General features: G+C 43.9%; 20 protein-coding genes and 1 pseudogene. 9 read left to right on the top strand and 12 right to left on the bottom strand.

From position 1 onward, the window contains the following. Window positions 1-889: LysR family transcriptional regulator (locus A3762_RS18500; RefSeq protein ID WP_068757070.1), on the top strand; the 889-nt coding region annotated here is incomplete at its 5' end. A 58-nt stretch (window positions 890-947) separates the two neighbouring features. On the opposite strand, the gene A3762_RS18495 is transcribed toward A3762_RS18500, so the two are convergent. Next, window positions 948-1823 carry a crotonase/enoyl-CoA hydratase family protein gene (locus A3762_RS18495; protein ID WP_068757068.1) on the bottom strand — a complete coding sequence of 292 codons (876 nt, stop codon included), beginning with the start codon at window positions 1821-1823 and terminating at the stop codon, window positions 948-950. Between the two features lie 140 nt (window positions 1824-1963). Here A3762_RS18495 and A3762_RS18490 point away from each other — a divergent pair, with 140 nt between their 5' ends. Beyond that, on the top strand, window positions 1964-3127 hold the full coding sequence (locus tag A3762_RS18490) for an iron-containing alcohol dehydrogenase (protein WP_068757066.1): 1164 nt from the start codon (window positions 1964-1966) through the stop codon (window positions 3125-3127). Between the two features lie 20 nt (window positions 3128-3147). Then, on the top strand, window positions 3148-3603 hold the full coding sequence (locus A3762_RS18485; RefSeq protein ID WP_068756131.1) for a thioesterase family protein: 456 nt from the start codon (window positions 3148-3150) through the stop codon (window positions 3601-3603). Here A3762_RS18485 and A3762_RS18480 read toward each other — a convergent pair. After that, on the bottom strand, window positions 3600-3845 hold the full coding sequence (locus A3762_RS18480; RefSeq protein ID WP_068756133.1) for a Rho-binding antiterminator: 246 nt from the start codon (window positions 3843-3845) through the stop codon (window positions 3600-3602). The two genes, A3762_RS18485 and A3762_RS18480, sit on opposite strands and share 4 nt — an antisense overlap. A 33-nt stretch (window positions 3846-3878) precedes the next feature. After that, complete coding sequence (locus A3762_RS18475) at window positions 3879-4721, bottom strand: helix-turn-helix transcriptional regulator (protein WP_068757064.1); 843 nt, start codon at window positions 4719-4721, stop codon at window positions 3879-3881. Between the two features lie 156 nt (window positions 4722-4877). Here A3762_RS18475 and A3762_RS18470 point away from each other — a divergent pair, with 156 nt between their 5' ends. The 3 genes from A3762_RS18470 (at window position 4878) to A3762_RS18460 (ending at window position 6181) form a co-directional block, all read left to right on the top strand. Beyond that, window positions 4878-5249 (top strand): hypothetical protein, encoded by a 372-nt coding sequence (locus A3762_RS18470; RefSeq protein ID WP_068757062.1) that lies wholly within the window; start codon window positions 4878-4880, stop codon window positions 5247-5249. A 27-nt stretch (window positions 5250-5276) separates the two neighbouring features. Further along, window positions 5277-5645, top strand: coding sequence for a hypothetical protein (locus A3762_RS18465; RefSeq protein WP_068757060.1), 369 nt, complete (start codon window positions 5277-5279; stop codon window positions 5643-5645). Between the two features lie 95 nt (window positions 5646-5740). After that, window positions 5741-6181 carry a DUF2141 domain-containing protein gene (locus A3762_RS18460; RefSeq protein ID WP_068757058.1) on the top strand — a complete coding sequence of 147 codons (441 nt, stop codon included), beginning with the start codon at window positions 5741-5743 and terminating at the stop codon, window positions 6179-6181. Between the two features lie 225 nt (window positions 6182-6406). Here the strand turns inward: A3762_RS18460 and A3762_RS18455 are convergent, their stop codons facing one another. The 4 genes from A3762_RS18455 to A3762_RS26085 all read right to left on the bottom strand — a co-directional run bounded on the left by A3762_RS18455 (window position 6407) and on the right by A3762_RS26085 (window position 9528). Then, complete coding sequence (locus tag A3762_RS18455) at window positions 6407-7093, bottom strand: zinc metallopeptidase (protein ID WP_068757056.1); 687 nt, start codon at window positions 7091-7093, stop codon at window positions 6407-6409. Between the two features lie 238 nt (window positions 7094-7331). Beyond that, on the bottom strand, window positions 7332-8303 hold the full coding sequence (locus A3762_RS18450; RefSeq protein ID WP_068757054.1) for a nitronate monooxygenase family protein: 972 nt from the start codon (window positions 8301-8303) through the stop codon (window positions 7332-7334). 103 nt (window positions 8304-8406) lie between these two features. Beyond that, entirely contained in the window at window positions 8407-9192 is a 786-nt protein-coding gene (locus A3762_RS18445; RefSeq protein WP_068480607.1) for an enoyl-CoA hydratase/isomerase family protein, read from the bottom strand. Window positions 9193-9243: 51 nt separating this feature from the next. After that, on the bottom strand, window positions 9244-9528 hold the full coding sequence (locus tag A3762_RS26085; protein ID WP_082869234.1) for a LysR family transcriptional regulator: 285 nt from the start codon (window positions 9526-9528) through the stop codon (window positions 9244-9246). A gap of 426 nt (window positions 9529-9954) precedes the next feature. Between A3762_RS26085 and A3762_RS28910 the strand changes: the two are divergent. The 3 genes and pseudogenes from A3762_RS28910 (at window position 9955) to A3762_RS18430 (ending at window position 12192) form a co-directional block, all read left to right on the top strand. Further along, window positions 9955-10677, top strand: a pseudogene (locus tag A3762_RS28910) (MBL fold metallo-hydrolase). A 20-nt stretch (window positions 10678-10697) separates the two neighbouring features. Continuing rightward, window positions 10698-11162, top strand: a complete 465-nt coding sequence (locus A3762_RS18435; RefSeq protein ID WP_068757050.1) for a nuclear transport factor 2 family protein — start codon at window positions 10698-10700, stop codon at window positions 11160-11162. A gap of 151 nt (window positions 11163-11313) precedes the next feature. Continuing rightward, a complete protein-coding gene (locus A3762_RS18430) occupies window positions 11314-12192 on the top strand; it encodes a fatty acid desaturase (protein WP_068757048.1) in 879 nt (292 codons plus the stop codon). Window positions 12193-12281: 89 nt separating this feature from the next. Here the strand turns inward: A3762_RS18430 and A3762_RS27780 are convergent, their stop codons facing one another. The 5 genes from A3762_RS27780 to A3762_RS18410 form a co-directional block, all read right to left on the bottom strand. Then, window positions 12282-12608, bottom strand: coding sequence for a PEP-CTERM sorting domain-containing protein (locus A3762_RS27780; protein ID WP_197469380.1), 327 nt, complete (start codon window positions 12606-12608; stop codon window positions 12282-12284). After that, the gene (locus tag A3762_RS18420) at window positions 12574-12801 is read right to left on the bottom strand and encodes a hypothetical protein (RefSeq protein ID WP_068757044.1); all 228 of its coding nucleotides are present in this window, start codon (window positions 12799-12801) and stop codon (window positions 12574-12576) included. Before A3762_RS18420 ends, A3762_RS27780 begins: the two co-directional genes overlap by 35 nt. Before the next feature lie 465 nt (window positions 12802-13266). Beyond that, window positions 13267-13566: a hypothetical protein gene (locus tag A3762_RS18415; protein ID WP_068757043.1), complete on the bottom strand. Its 300-nt coding sequence runs from the start codon at window positions 13564-13566 to the stop codon at window positions 13267-13269. Window positions 13567-13702: 136 nt separating this feature from the next. After that, complete coding sequence (gene yidD, locus A3762_RS26070) at window positions 13703-13957, bottom strand: membrane protein insertion efficiency factor YidD (RefSeq protein WP_231878858.1); 255 nt, start codon at window positions 13955-13957, stop codon at window positions 13703-13705. A 53-nt stretch (window positions 13958-14010) separates the two neighbouring features. Continuing rightward, window positions 14011-15402: a peptidoglycan DD-metalloendopeptidase family protein gene (locus A3762_RS18410; RefSeq protein ID WP_068757041.1), complete on the bottom strand. Its 1392-nt coding sequence runs from the start codon at window positions 15400-15402 to the stop codon at window positions 14011-14013. Between the last annotated feature and the right edge of the window lie 158 nt (window positions 15403-15560).

Below are 15560 nucleotides of genomic sequence, written 5' to 3'. Positions count from 1 at the left end.
AGATGTATTAGCAGAAGACCCTCACATCACTAACGCAGCGCAAAAGCTGCATATGAGCCAACCGGCTGTTAGTAATGCATTAACACGCTTACGTGGAATTTTTAATGATGATCTTTACGTCAAAACACGCGGCGGCATGCGTCCCACACCGAAAGCATTAGAACTAAAACAACCGATACGTGATGCCTTATTTGCTATTCAGCAGCAAGTTCAACCTGAAGCAGAATTCGACCCCAAAACAGCTTCTAACACCTTCGCCATAGCAGCCAATGAATACGCAGAATCCATCGTATTCCCGGCTTTCTTTCAGTATCTAGAACAAGTTGCACCAAATATCTGTTTTGACCTTCACCCTGAAGCCGACTCAATCGCAAGCCTAACGGAACGTATTCGCTTAAAAGAGCTAGATATTGCGATCGATTACATACAGCCCAAAAGCAAAGAACTCATTTGTGAACATGTATTTGAAGAAGATCTTGTCGTGATGGCACGCAAGGGAAACCCGTACATTACGGATGAAATCATGACAGCCGAGATATATCGATCTACACCACATGTCGCATTACATCCGCGTAGTGATAAAGGCAGCCCAACCGAAATTATTCTTGGCAAAAAACAGATACAACGAGATATCAAAATACGCGCGAGCTCATTGATGAGCCTGCCAGCTATCGCGGCACGCACTAACTGCTTATGTACAGTGCCACGAAGAGTTGCCGCAAATGCACAACAAACGCTTCCACTCGAAACTTATGAGCTCCCCTTCGAGACCAATAAAATCAAAGCATATATGATCTATCACCGAGACAAACGCAATAATCAGGCACATTCTTGGCTTCGCGGTCAGATCAATATGCTCTTAGATAAACTTAGACAATCAGGGTCATGAGAGCGGCCATAATACGTCGAAACCAATGCAGTTTTTGTTCAACTAAATGCAAGCCAAATCAATATTCCCACGGATAAAAACTTGGCATATCCGTAGAGCATTTCTGTTTATATTCAGCAGGCCGCTTTTCTAAGAAAGCACTAACGCCCTCTTTACCGTCAGCAATACTTTGGTAAAACATCCCTAGAGAATCAATTTTATGTGCTTCTAAAGGATGTCCTTTTGCCGAATTTCGATACAGCATCTGGCGAGTAAGCGCTAGCGCAACAGGACTATGCTTAGCAATTCGACGAGCTAGAGCATAAGCCTCATTAAGCAACTCTTCAGCTGGCAATACATTCGTCACAAATCCAATATCTTTTGCCTCAGCACCATCAATAATGTCACCGGTAAAGCAAAGTTCTAATGATTTTGGTAAACCGACAATACGGGGCAAGAACCAAGAGGAGCATGCTTCAGGAACGATGCCTATCTTGTTAAACACAAATCCAATCCGCGCTTTTTCGGACGCGAGACGAATGTCCATTGCGCAAGTCATTGTGGCACCAATACCAACCGCGGCACCGTTAATTGCAGCAATAATCGGCTTACGACATTTATAAATTTCGAGCGTTAACTTGCCACCCTCATCACGAATACCGTCATGAATCTCAGGGGCATCAAGACGGTCATTCATATCATCTAAAGTAGGTTGTATCGCTTCATTAAGACCGAATACATTACCGTCCGCCGATAAATCCATACCTGCGCAAAAAGCTTTGCCAGCCCCCGTCACAACGACCACCTTCACTGAATCATCCCCATCAGCCTGAATAAATGCTTCGCGAAGCTCACCACTCATCTCAACGGTAAATGAATTCATTTGCTCTGGACGATTTAGACTAATCGTTAAAATGCCGTCAGCATCTATGACATAACTGATTGTTTTATACATGCGCGTTGCTCCTATTATTTTTTCAGATCAATACTTTATAACGAACGACTTGTTGTAGGATATGGAGGATACGCACCAAGACAATCAATAGACGACGAGCTTCCCGCAAAACAAACATAGCAAACGACCGGAGAGCCAATTTGAACAGCTTTACTTTTTCCACTAGCCAGCACATTAGGTGTGGTAACGGCCTAACAGACAACCTAGGTGAACTCTGTGTCGAGCATGGCTATAACCATGTAATGATCGTTACAGATTTCGACATCAAACGACTTGGTTTGCTCGATAAAGCTATAGCAAGTTTTGAACAAAACAAGATCTCTTACACCCTTTTCAGCGAAGTAGAACCAGACCCCGCAGAAGAAGTCGTACTAAGAGCCATAGAACAGGCTAAAAAACTATCCGTTGATGTCATTATTGGCTTTGGGGGCGGAAGCTCCATGGACGTTGCAAAGCTCGTCGCATTATTAGCACATCCTCAATGTACACAAAGCCTTAACGATATTTACGGCGTTGGAAATGCCAAAGGAATACGACTTCCACTAATCCAAATTCCTACAACTGCAGGCACGGGCTCTGAAGTCACGCCGGTTGCCATCGTTACAACAGGCGATACAACGAAAATGGGCGCGGTATCGCCTATTTTCTTACCCGACCTAGCCTTGCTTGATGCCAATCTAACAATCGGTTTACCCCCTCACGTGACTGCCGCAACGGGGGTCGATGCCATGGTACATGCAATCGAAGCGTACACCAGCGTTCATAAAAAGAACCCTATCTCAGATATGCTAGCCCGCGAAGCACTTAGCCTGCTGACTGCTAATATTTTTACTGCAACGCATCATGGCCATGTACTAGAAGCGCGCGAAAAAATGTTACTTGGGGCGCTCTATGCAGGACAAGCATTTGCTAACTCGCCCGTCGCAGCGGTACATGCACTCGCATACCCATTGGGTGGACATTTTCATATTCCACACGGATTAAGTAATTCCTTAGTGTTGCCGTACGTGCTGCGCTTCAACGTCGACTCAGCAGCAGAGCAATACGCGCAACTCGCTCCAATCATGTTTCCTGATCAAAGTTTTACGGGGACGAACCAAGATATTTGTGAGCAATGGATTGATCAGATTGAGAACTTAATAAAAGATCTAGGACTACCATCGACATTGCGCGAGATGAATATTGAAGAATCTTTCTTACCTACGTTAGCCAAAGACGCGATGCTACAAACCCGATTACTCGTCAATAATCCGCGAGACGTAAGCTATGAAGATGCTTTAGCCATCTATCACGCAGCATTTTAATTATTAAGGACGTCATACCAGTGGCAAATAAAGAAACAGAAGTTAGGCAGAACTATAAATCCTTTCACCCGATCACTACGCGCTGGCACGACAATGATCTTTATGGCCACGTGAATAACGTGGTGTACTACAGCTATTTCGATAGTGCCGCAAATGCATATCTTATCGAGGAAGGCGGTCTAGATATTCACAATGGATCAACGATCGCCTATGTCGTTAACTCGCACTGTAACTACCACAGTGCGATCGCATATCCAGAAAAGATTGAAGCAGGCTTACGTGTCGACAAGCTAGGCACCAGCTCCGTAACTTATGGAATTGCTATTTTCCGCGAAAAAGAAAATCAAGCAGCCGCAAATGGCCAATTCATCCACGTCTTTGTCGATAGAGAAAGCGGCAAGCCTGTCCCGATCCCAGACAAAATACGCACTGCGCTAGAGGCTATTCTAGTAACTCGAATGGCAAAGTCCGTCTAAGCAAACTCAACTTCATGAAAGTGAGGGTTTTCATCCAGAGCCCTCATGCGTTTCACAGTGTCTAAAATTACAAGGTTTTCTTGCGTTTCCATACGCAACTTCACGCATTCATTTCGGTGCTGATCATAAGCGGTATCGACCATAACGCCCTCCGCCACTTCTGCATCCTTGAGAAACAACTGAACGCGTAATTTATAAGTACAAGCAATTTCAATGTAATCGTATTGTTGGCAGGAAATCATTGAGACTCTCCATAAACTACTATCAACTTGATTTTATCCATTCTCAGCCAATCGCTGAAAGAACACCCTGGTAAATGCATCACCAGGAAAAAAGGTTTCAACCTTAATCTCTTCAGCGGTGATATCTTGTGCAGTACCAAAAGATGAGATCATGCTAAAGGTTTTAAGCGTCACGTCACCAACGGTCATGTGCATTGGTAAAATCGGAGCAATCGGAGTGGGATTTCCGAGCAGCCCTATTTTTTTATCTTCGTAATGAAAATCGGCAGCAATTTCCTTATGCAAGGCTGCTAGATAGTCATTCTCTGGATCTGCACTCAACTCACGTTGTAATCGCTGCATCATGTGCATTGCCATCTCATCCCAATTCGAGATAAACGGACGCATTCCATGCTCTGAGAAGGTCATGCGATACACATTTTTATCACCGCTCGGATCGACCTTTTGCCATACATCTTCGACCTCTCCCACCAAGCCAACTAAACGCAGAGACGCGTCATTAGCCATCAGCAGATTCCAGTTTCTGTCTGCAACAATTGCGGGGTAAGGTTCATGGTGCTTCAGGCTCATTTGTAAGGCATCTTGCACCATACTCATCTCATCATTATCCAAAGCACGCTGCTTATAAACTTGTGCAAAGCCAGCGGAATGTAAAAGCTGATTACGTTCTCTCAATGGTAGTTCGAGCGCTTCGCTGATCGTCATGACCATCTCTCGACTTGGCTTAGAGCGCCCAGATTCAAGAAAACTTAGGTGCTTTTGAGAGATGCCAGCATCGAGAGAAAAATCTAATTGAGATACTCGTCGCTGCTTGCGCCACTTTTTAAGCATCTGAGGAAATTCATGTTCACTGACGGATGAGGCAAGCATGGTCATATCTCATCATTTTTAAAAAACATGCGGGTTCATTGAGCATTCAGATTACCACGACTGAATGGCCATCTAACAATTACCTCTGAGGTAATTGTTTATATTCTTTACCTAGCCAACACTGATTATGCGTTTTCAAACCTTCAACACGAGGAAGCCATTATGAGTGAAACCACTAACCCTAGCGCGACAGCGGTAGTCAAACAACAGCGTTCATCAATTCGTAAGCCATTTCTCTGGATAACACTGACGAGCTTTTCTGTGTTTAGCATCTGGGTCATGCTCCAAGTAGGTTACTTCGGTGTATGGGAGGCGGGCTTTGTATCAAGCGGAAGCCTGCAAATATTGCTCGACTTGGTGATTGGCTGTTTCTTGATATGTAGCTGGATGATTGGTGACGCAAAAGCCCGGGATATCAATCCTATGCCTTGGGTCATCGCGGTTTGTACGACCGGCACGATAGCAGCACTGGCTTACTTACTCGCCCGAGAATATCAGTTAGATCAGTCTGAAGCGGTGACACAGTCTTCATAGCTAGTGCCGTGGAATAGGAGAAATCAGATGAACGTCATCACTATTCTTTTGGTACTCGTAGGGCTCATTAATCTTGCTCCAATATTAGGTTTATTGGGTGCTGCAAAGCTCAATGATGCCTATGCAATCAAGCTTGTATCAAACGATCTAATACTTCTTATGCGACATCGGGCTTTACTGTTCGGGATACTAGGTGGCTTCATCTTATACGCTGCTTTCGAACCAAAATATCAGAGTGCAGCGATGTTGATGGCATTAATCAGCATGGCTGGTTTTTTGGTACTTATGCTGGGTGGAGGTGAATATAACGCAGCCTTAAAGAAAGTCATGTTGATTGATATCGTTGGGATCGTGTTGCTTGGTATCGCGGCGATCTTAAAGTTCAAAGCAGCGTAATCAGCTATTTCACCATATTTCGAGCCGTTGCAAACCGTTACATACGCTGTTTCTTTTTTGACTACGCTTAGGGCGTCACACAAAGAGGAACGCCTATGAAGCGTCAACTTATCAGCCTTGTTGGCTTACTTGCTTTGAGTTTCAACTCTGTCGGAGAAGAAGACTTTAGTGTCAATATTACAGTGAGCGGCGCATCGCCTAATCAAGGCTCCGCAATACTTTCACTGTTTGAATCAAGTTCTGATCATTTGAGAAAACCTCTCATGTCCTTGCGACAAGAGGTCGATGAAAACGGCAAGGTACAGTTTCAATTGTCAGGCATGGAAAACCACTTCTATTCGGTTAGTGTTTTCTACGACAAAGACGGCAATGGGCAACTTAGCACCGGCTTTGCCGGCGTACCGATCGAACCCATTGGCTTCTCGAATAACGCGAAAGGACAATCTGGCCCTCCCTCCTTTAACCAAGCTAAATTCAATCCAGTATTATCAAGGGACCTAGAAATAAAACTTAGCAGTGTGCTTTCTGAGACCTAACAACTATTCAAAGAAATTCTTATCAAAAAGACAGTTAATTATTAACTGTCTTTTTGATTAATGTGTTCCATCCTAAATATCGTTGCCACTTTTTAATACCTAAATTGGAGAGTCCGATGCAAATTGAGTACTAAGCGTTTGTATCGCCCAGCAATCAGAACGAGTAGCAAAAACGGTTATAGAAGCTATTAAGTCTAGGAGATTAACGGGTAAGGACTAGGAGGCTTATGTTACGCCGCGTAAGATTGCCCACCAGCGACCAAAACGTAACAAACTAGCGAGCGTACCAGCGACATAGGTCCATGCAGCCGCTCTAAGCACTTCTCGAACCGCCTCAACTTGATCATCGGTAATATACTCACCGTCAATTAGAATCGGCAAAGCTTTATTAAAGCTAGCGTCAAACTCTAAAGGCAACACTAATAACTGAATGAAAACAGAAGAGAGCATCGCGATGACGCCAACGGCCGCTATCAACAAGACACTTTGCGGCACCTTCAACACCGCAGCGACGGCAGGTGCCGCCATCAAAATAAATATAGCAACGCGCTCAACTGTTATTGCCGCAGGGGTTAAGCGCTTTCGTAGTCGAGCAATCGGTTCATTTCGGTGAAACTGAATGGCGTGCCCTACTTCGTGCGCAGCGACTGCAATCGCGGACAATGACTTCCCTTGAAAGTGCGGTGCAGTAAGGCGAACCATCTTGTCGTTATCATCGTAATGATCACCGAGTTCAGTTTGCTCAACGTTTACGTCACCCAATTCAAAACGCTTAATAAGGTGATCAGCCAACTCTCCACCAGTACCAGGCATAGTTGGAATGTCTTTACCATGCTTCGCCAATACACGCTTCACCCAAAGACTAGGACCTAGCACGATCGCAACCACAATCAGAATTAAGACTACATACATACAACAAGTTCGTATTAATCAATACACACTTTATACAGAGCTTAACAGCGAGTGGATTAAAAGGTAATGGCAAACGAAACATTGATGAATACAACGCGAACATCCCGGGCGAGGCATTGAGCAATGCTCAAAGTTATGTCAAACCACGCACAGCCTTAAAATACAAAACGCCCGATGAAGTTCATCAGGCGTTTTAAGAGAAATAAGTGTCGACTTATTTCAGGACAAGACAATTACGTTAAAGCAGCTTAGATAGACGCTCGGAAATCATGGCTTCGGCATCCGCCATAATTCCTGAGATAAGCTCTTCACAGGTCGGAATATCATTAATTAAACCTGCAACCATCCCGCATGACCAGGCACCCGCATCAACTGTGCCTTCCATCATGACTTGCGGATAAACGCCTACTACGTCGTCGGCAATGTCTTCAAATTTAAGATCAGCACCTAGCTTCGCTTCGGTTTCTAAGATCTTTTCTACCGCTGGATTTACGAGCACACGCTCTGTATTCCTGAGCGAGCGCATGACCAATCGCGTATCAAGCTCTGTCGCAGCAACAATCGCTTGCTTAACATTCTCATGCACCGGTGCTTCTTTTGTTGCAATAAAACGTGTGCCCATGTTCATGCCCTCAGCACCCATAGCCAATGATGCAACCAAAGAGCGTGCGTCGGCCATTCCGCCGGAAGACAGGAATGGGATTTCGAGTTCATCGTGCGCTCTAGGCAACAGAATCATATTCGGGATGTCATCTTCCCCTGGGTGACCGCCACACTCGAAACCATCGACCGATACAGCATCACAACCAATAGACTGAGCTTTTAAAGCATGACGCACTGAGGTGCATTTATGTACGACTTTGATACCCGCATCTTTTAGCATCGGCATGTACTGAGCGGGGCTACGTCCAGCTGTTTCAACGACTTTAACGCCGCCCTTAATGATCGCATCAATATAACCCGGATAATCTGGTGAGCTAACCGTAGGCAAAAAGGTTAAGTTAACTGCGAATGGTTTGTCTGTTAGGTCATTACACTTTGCGATTTCGTTCGCTAAATCGGCAGCAGAGCGTTGTGTTAAACCCGTGATAGTTCCAAGGCCACCGGCGTTAGATACAGCCGCTGCTAACTCTGCAAAACCGACGTAATGCATGCCGCCCTGCATAATCGGATGTTCAATACCGAGCAATTCTGTAATTTTCGTTTTCATATTCATTCTCTATACGCAACGCACAAGGCGTCGCTAACTAGTGGAAGCGTTCGACCATATACAAGGCCAACTTGCGAAACATAGTCAATGCTGTATGCATCGACTACTTGTTGAATTCTGGTTTACGTCCATTTGCAAAGGCATCAACGCCCTCCCTGCCGTCAGGCGAAGCAGAGTTAGATGCTAGCGCTAAACCTTCTAGATGCATTTGGGACTCGAGCGTTTCGTTATACGTATTACGAAGCAAGCGTTTCGCATCACCCAAGGCTTTACTCGGACCACGCGCTAATTTATCCGCTAGCGACGTAAGTGCTGGCTCGAACTCATCCGATGTCACAACTGTTGTAATCATTCCCCAATCTAATGCTTCTTGCGCGCCCAGCACACGATTCGTAAGAATTAACTCGCGCGCTCGTTTATCTCCGATTAAGCGCGGAAGCGTATAAGTCAGACCACCGTCTGGGCTAAAACCAATACCTACATATGAGGTAGCGAACTTTGCTTTGTCTACCGAAATGATGACATCGCCAAGAAGAGCTAAACTCAAACCGATCCCTGCTGCGGTGCCATTAACACCCACCACAACAGGTTTCTCCATGCGTGCCAACATTGAATAGGCCGAATGCAGAGTGTCTGCAAGCTCTTTAATAGCTTTGTCGATCGAGCTTGAATTGTCTTGCATGTACTTTAGATCACCACCGCCCGAAAACAGCTTTCCCGAACCAGTTATCACAACAACGCGAACGGACTCAGCATACATACAATCTCGAACAACACTCTCAAACTCTTTCGCTAGCTCAAGATTAAAGGTATTTCCAGCATCGGGCCTTTGAAGACAAATTGTCGCCACAGCGCCACTAACGGTAAAGCTCAGGTTTTGATACGTCATAGGATTCTCATATTTATTGTTTTAACAAGGCAATAATTGACCTTAGTGAAGTCATTCAAACACATTATTGGCTGCCTTTGCATGTTCTAACATCGCGCTGCAGCAGTGATAATAGGCCATGCCGTAATGGGTCAACTTAAGAGGTCTTCTGATGCGCTCCACGAGCTTTACGCCCGTATATGCCTCAAGCGCTTTAATACGCCTGTGATAGGTTGATGAGGAGATACCAGTAAGCTTCGATGCTCGAGGTATTCCGCAATATTCAACGAGACATGCAAACGCAGCCTTATGGTTAAGCAACAAGGAGATCGACGCGTAATCGTTGATGTTTTTCATCTCATAATCTTAAGTCGATACAATCTCATCAAGGTATTGAAAAAGTTTACGCGCCCCTCTCAATCGCGTTCATACAACGCAGGCTTATTCATTTTATTGTCATACCCGAGCAAGTTTTTTCAGTAACATTGTCATGTAAATGTTTATATGATGTCATCATAAAAACATCAATACCCAAACTTTATGACCACGCCACAACAGCATTACAAAGGCCGATTTCGAAATAACACCATTACAAGAGATCTGCATACCAAGCTCAGCAATATTATTAGATGGAAATTACACGCGCCCAAAGTCATACCAAAACAATTACCGATTGTATCAGTTGATGACATTAAGAACCGCGGTGAAGGAACCACATGGATTGGGCATGCCACTTTCTGATCAGTATTAATGGCAAGCATATTCTGACCGACCCAGTATTCTCTGATCGCACATCCCCCTTCCCAACTCGTCGGTCCAAAACGCGCGACACCACCAGCATGTGCTATTAAAGATTTACCTCCAATCGACTACGTTGTTCTATCGCATGATCACTACGACCATCTTGATGAAAACTCAGTACTTGAGCTCAACGAACGCTTCAAACCACAGTTCATCCTCCCGCTTAAATGTGGGGTTTGGTTCGACAAACGCGGCATCCACAATTGGGTTGAATTAGATTAGTGGCAATCTACCAAGATATGGGATATTGAATTTCATTGTGTACCGACACAACACTTTATTGGACGAGGATTAAAGCCTAACCCTACCCTCTGGGCGGGCTGGGTTATTGAATCTAACCCTCTATCTAATGAAACTCCTCATAAAATTTTCTTCGCCGGAGATACGGGATATTCCAAAGACTTTAAAGATATAGGTAATGAGCATGGTCCTATTGATCTCGCGCTCATTCCTATTGGCGCATACGAACCCCGATGGTTTATTAAGGAAGTGCAAGTTAATCCTGAAGAAGCCGTTCGCACTCATTTAGACGTTAAGTCTAAACAATCTATTAGCATGCATTGGGGGAGTTTTATTCTTACTGATGAGCCAATGAATGAGCCACCGATCCAACTTACGAAGGCCCTCAACAAACACAAGGTCGATCATGATGTATTTGTGACAATACAACATGGCTCTCATCATCCTCTCTCGCCCATCATCTGATACCAAACATAGGAAATCTAATGCCAAGCACATTCAACCTTGAAGAACTCATCGAACGCTTTAATGACGATTTTTCTAGCCAACGCCTTGACCAAGTAATGAGTTACTTCGCTGAACAGTCAGAATTTAAAGATCTCAACGGAAAAACAGCAAAGGGAAAGAACGCTATTAAAAAAGCTTTTCAACGTCTTTTTGATGGCGCTTATGGCAAGGTCACATTTATCCCAAAAAACATGTTTGTCGACCAGGAAAAACGACAGGCCAATTTTGTGTGGGCATGCCAGCATGAAATGCTTTCTAGTGCGAGTCTCAACCTTCCCAATAAATTCTTGTTTAAAGCGCTTAAAATACGCAACGGAAGTGCCTTTTTCTGGCATGGCGTTGATTACTTCATCTTTGATGAGGAACTTAAAATCATAAGTAAACAGACCTACGGCAAAGCGGCTTTCGCGCAGTTTATAAAAGGGCACTTCTCAAATAAATAATGCTACGAGCGCTAAAAATCTTCTTTTTGGTAGCACTATATGGCAGATATTGACGAGCTTATGGCGTGACATACTGTTCTAAATTGTCTGATTAAGACATGTAATAGACACTCCAAACGAAGCACCAAAAAAGAATAGTAATGGAGCTAAGATGTCAGACGACTTAACCCAACTCAACAAAGAAGCTATCGCGTCAGCTCAAAAATACATGGGCAAAATAAGCTGGCTTACCGTCATATATACTTTTAGCGTTGTGATCGGAACAATTGCGTTTCTCTACTTCTATTCGCAAGGTGATATTCCTCTTATTCCTGCGATCGTTGGTCTAGCAGCTTTGACTTATTTTTCTTATAGCGCACTGCACGAAGCGGCGCATGGGAACATTAACGGGAATAACAAAAAGCTTCAGTGGCTCAATGATCTATGCGGTTACCTCGCCGCACCACTTATTTCAGTGCCATACGCGTCGCACAGATATGAGCACATGAATCATCATCGACATACTAACCAAGCTGACAAGGACCCTGACTTTGTCATCAGCGGCATGCAACATGGATTTGTATCGTTCATTAAAACCGTTCTAGTTTTTATTTGGATGCAAATCACTTACTTCGCGCGCGTAAAGTGGGATACAGCACCAACAAAAGAGCGCGCAATTTATTGCGCGGAGCTTATGTTTAGCCTTGGTTGGAGAGTTGCCTTACTCGCCTATGCGCCAAGTATAGAATTAGCGTTGGTCTTGGTTCTAGGTTTCCTGTTAGGTGGTACGTTCACGGCCTACTGGTTCGCTTACAGACCACATATCCCTTATCAAGAAACGGCGCGTTATCGCAATACCAATAACTTAATTGTTCCAGTTTGGCTGAAGCCTTTTGAATGGATCTGGGTTGGTCAAAACCTGCACGCTATTCATCACTTGTTTCCTCGCGTGCCTTTTTACAAGTACCACGCGCTTTATAGTGATATCGAGCCTATATTGCGAAAACAAGGTACGCCTATCCTCGGCGTATTCAGTAGAAAACCTGTGTAAGAAAGAAAAAAGACATAAAAAAAGCAGCCTATTGGCTGCTTTTTCGTCTACTCAACGACGTAAGATCTAGTTCTAGGCAAAGTCGTTGCTTAAACGCGCTTTCGGATACAAGCTAGGCCAAGAAGCCCCAAACCTAAGAGCGCTAACGTGCTAGGTTCTGGAACAGCAGTCACTCTTAAACCTGCTAAAGCGAAGTCTTGATCAGAGTCGTCACCAGCACCCTGAGGTACAGTGAATTGGATCCAAGACGTACGATCTGTGCTATCAAAGCCAGTCAGAATGCTTAAGAAGCCAGCACCACCAGCACTACCAGGACCTGCAGGAATAAATGGCGAATCAGCATATGGGCCAGGCTTCAAACGATAACCAAGATATTCGTTATTAAACAAATCCAACACCAAGGCCACCGATTGCACCCGGACCCTCGTTGCCATTAAACGTAAAAGTGCCAACGTTTGCTCTTAGTGTGACATCGCCAATTCCTGCAACATCATTTGTATATGTTTCTTCACCATTTACACCAGCCCATTCAGTTGACGTAAAATCGATCAAAACAGCCTGCGCAGGTAAAGCAACCGCTAGTAAAGCTGGAGCTAAAAGCGCTTTCATTCTGTTTATCATGTCTTAAGCAACCTTTGTAAGGCTTACATTTTGTAAGCTGTTGAATTTAATAGAATTCAATATTGTAAGGAATTCTTGGTTTTTTCTAAGCATTATTGAACTCAAATATGGGCTCTAAAGGATCAACATTATAAGCTGCAAGAAGAGAATTAACTGCACTAAATCGAGACTCAGCGCTAGCAAAATTCATGAAAAGTAAGTCATGCTTTCATCGCTTAAAACTTCTGCTGCTAGACAATAACGGACCTTAAGATCTGGCATCAAAGTTTAACTCTGAACATTACCTTTGTTCGGATAGCAGACTTTTGAGGGAGGCTTGAATCATCGCTTTCCGTCCCACTAGCTCCAAACATCCTCACCAGGAAAATCAGGCCAGCGCTAATACAATTCGATTCATTGCAAAGGATGAGAAAGCAAACATTTTTGCCTTGTGTTTATACGCTTATTTCATCGCTAAGCAGTTTGCCACCAACCAAGCTCCGAGCCTTCATTTTCTGTTTGGTTCCAACCGCCTCTAACAAGCTCATTTAGTATGAGGTCAGGATCTAATTGCTGAATGAACTTCGTAACTTTTAAAGCATCATCTCGACTAATGTCGACTGCGTCATCATCGTCTGCATTCGCATACCCTGAGACCGAGGAAATCTGTCTCCTGCCACCTTTTGAAGAAATTGCTACCTCAAAGCAAATATCTTTGCCTTCTACCACATAGCCATGCTCTTTCTCTTGTATGACTATTTTGTATTCATTCATCTTTCGTTTAATACCCTTACTAGTTTTAAATTATGTTGGGTACCCATAGATTACCCTTAGTGTGTTACGTAGCGAGACCAAAGTCTTTTGATTCCAGAACCCCGTCCAAATCCTTAGTTGCCGTTAAAGAGCGACCTTAGCTCTTATCGAAGTTTGATGGCTTCTTAGTCGAACAACATGGCGGCACCGGGTCGTGACCGCCAGGATGCATAGGATGGCACCGAGACAGCCGCTTTATTGTTAACCAAACTCCTTTGAGCGCGCCATGAGTTTTTAGAGCTTCGACGGCATATTCTGAACAAGTTGGCGTAAAACGACAACGAGGACCAATAATGGGGCTAATAAATAATTGATAAAACTTTACTAACAGAATCAATAGCGCTACTGGCAAGCGCTTAATCTTCTGAAGATAGCTAGCTAGATCCCTTTTCACTAAAAAAAATCCTAACTCGCCGAAGATGAAATCACAGGGGGCTCCTTCGAACTCTTCGCTGAATTGTATTGATGAGTTTCTTGTTTATGTTTATCCGTTGTTTGCTCATCTAGATACACAACTTTTTCTTCGCTAAGCATTAAATCTCGCATATCCGCAACATATAAATGAAAGTCTTTGATCTCGCTATTGGGAATCGATTTAAGCATAGGAATATCTGCGGTCATTGGATTAACTGGCCGACCTTTGATGTGCAACTCATAATGTAAATGAGGACCAGTAGAGCGACCTGTATTTCCAGAAAGAGCAATGACTTGACCACGTTCAACCTGCTGACCTTTCTTTACCAGTATCTTGCTAAGATGAAGAAATCGTGTCGAGTAAGGGCCAAACTCATCTATATCAATATATTTACCTGCGTAGCGATGGGAGGCAACACGGGTGACACGACCATGTCCTGTAGAAAGTATCGGCGTGCCAGTTGGCATCGCAAAATCGACCCCATTATGAGGCTTCACCCTTCCGGTAACAGGGTGGACTCGTCGAGGGTTGAAATGAGAGCTTATGCGATATTTCTTTTTTGTTGGATAACGTAAAAGTGCGGGTACTAAGCTTTCGCCCTGTGCGTTGTAGTATGAGCCATCACTGTGTAGGTAGGCGCCAAATTCTTTCCCCCTAGATAGAACGCGTGCAGCAAGCAATCGATCTTTACCGATCGTCTTTCCTTCAACAGTCTCGCGTTCCATGATGACTTGAAAGTGGTCACCAGCTCGTAGGTCTCGTCTAAAGTTGAGGGAGCTTTTGAGAAGCTGAGTAATCGTCATAACACCGTTATCGGTTAGACCTGAAGATGAGGCCGAAACATAAAAACTGCCGTCTATCTGCCCACGTGTCACCTCGGCAATTTTGTCTGTTGGAGTAAGCTCTTCTTGGTATATGAAATCATCGTTGTTGTATTGATACGTAACTGTCTTACTTGGATCAACGATGCGAGACAAGGCTTCGAGTCGATTGTCTTCACGCTCGATACGAAAAATCAGTTGATCCCCTGGTTGTAAAACATCCAGCTCTAAATACGGTTCATCAGCCTCTATAATTTCATATAGCTCGTTGATAGAGAGCTGCTTTCGCTCGAATATCGCCTCTAGAGTATCGCCTTCCACTACTGTGTAACGCTGGTCTCGAAACCGTTTTTCTTGCGATTTTTGAGGGAGATGATTATTTGTTGAATCCTGTTTTTGATCGATGAGCTCAATAGGAATGATGCGTTGATTAGTGGTAGAGGCTGATGGTGATGTAGAGCTGACACTGTACCAAAGCAAGCTTATGAGACCAATAAAACCGAAAGATACTTGAATTCGACCAATGAGCAGCTTATTAAAAGTGATTCTGTTACGTCGCATTTTTTATTCATTTTTCTTAATGAGGAAACCGTCCATAGCCGATATTAAACCTTAACTCCCTCTGATATGTATTTACTATCATCGCAACGAGAATTAATATAGTTACGATATAACATATCATTCTATTCTACTTAGCTCGCATAGCAATAGTAAGATAT

It is taken from the genome of Oleiphilus sp. HI0125 (assembly GCF_001635355.1).
Note: the sequence above shows the minus strand (reverse complement) of the source record. Positions and strands in the feature narration are given on the sequence as shown.

Coding starts and splice junctions, on each gene's coding strand:
- A3762_RS18495 (WP_068757068.1), bottom strand. CDS start 1,823: ATGTATAAAACAATCAGTTATGTCATAGATGCTGACGGCATTTTAACG.
- A3762_RS18480 (WP_068756133.1), bottom strand. CDS start 3,845: ATGATTTCCTGCCAACAATACGATTACATTGAAATTGCTTGTACTTAT.
- A3762_RS18475 (WP_068757064.1), bottom strand. CDS start 4,721: ATGACCATGCTTGCCTCATCCGTCAGTGAACATGAATTTCCTCAGATG.
- A3762_RS18470 (WP_068757062.1), top strand. CDS start 4,878: ATGAGTGAAACCACTAACCCTAGCGCGACAGCGGTAGTCAAACAACAG.
- A3762_RS18465 (WP_068757060.1), top strand. CDS start 5,277: ATGAACGTCATCACTATTCTTTTGGTACTCGTAGGGCTCATTAATCTT.
- A3762_RS18460 (WP_068757058.1), top strand. CDS start 5,741: ATGAAGCGTCAACTTATCAGCCTTGTTGGCTTACTTGCTTTGAGTTTC.
- A3762_RS18455 (WP_068757056.1), bottom strand. CDS start 7,093: ATGTATGTAGTCTTAATTCTGATTGTGGTTGCGATCGTGCTAGGTCCT.
- A3762_RS18450 (WP_068757054.1), bottom strand. CDS start 8,303: ATGAAAACGAAAATTACAGAATTGCTCGGTATTGAACATCCGATTATG.
- A3762_RS18445 (WP_068480607.1), bottom strand. CDS start 9,192: ATGACGTATCAAAACCTGAGCTTTACCGTTAGTGGCGCTGTGGCGACA.
- A3762_RS26085 (WP_082869234.1), bottom strand. CDS start 9,528: ATGAAAAACATCAACGATTACGCGTCGATCTCCTTGTTGCTTAACCAT.
- A3762_RS18435 (WP_068757050.1), top strand. CDS start 10,698: ATGCCAAGCACATTCAACCTTGAAGAACTCATCGAACGCTTTAATGAC.
- A3762_RS18430 (WP_068757048.1), top strand. CDS start 11,314: ATGTCAGACGACTTAACCCAACTCAACAAAGAAGCTATCGCGTCAGCT.
- A3762_RS18420 (WP_068757044.1), bottom strand. CDS start 12,801: ATGAAAGCGCTTTTAGCTCCAGCTTTACTAGCGGTTGCTTTACCTGCG.
- A3762_RS18415 (WP_068757043.1), bottom strand. CDS start 13,566: ATGAATGAATACAAAATAGTCATACAAGAGAAAGAGCATGGCTATGTG.
- A3762_RS18410 (WP_068757041.1), bottom strand. CDS start 15,402: ATGCGACGTAACAGAATCACTTTTAATAAGCTGCTCATTGGTCGAATT.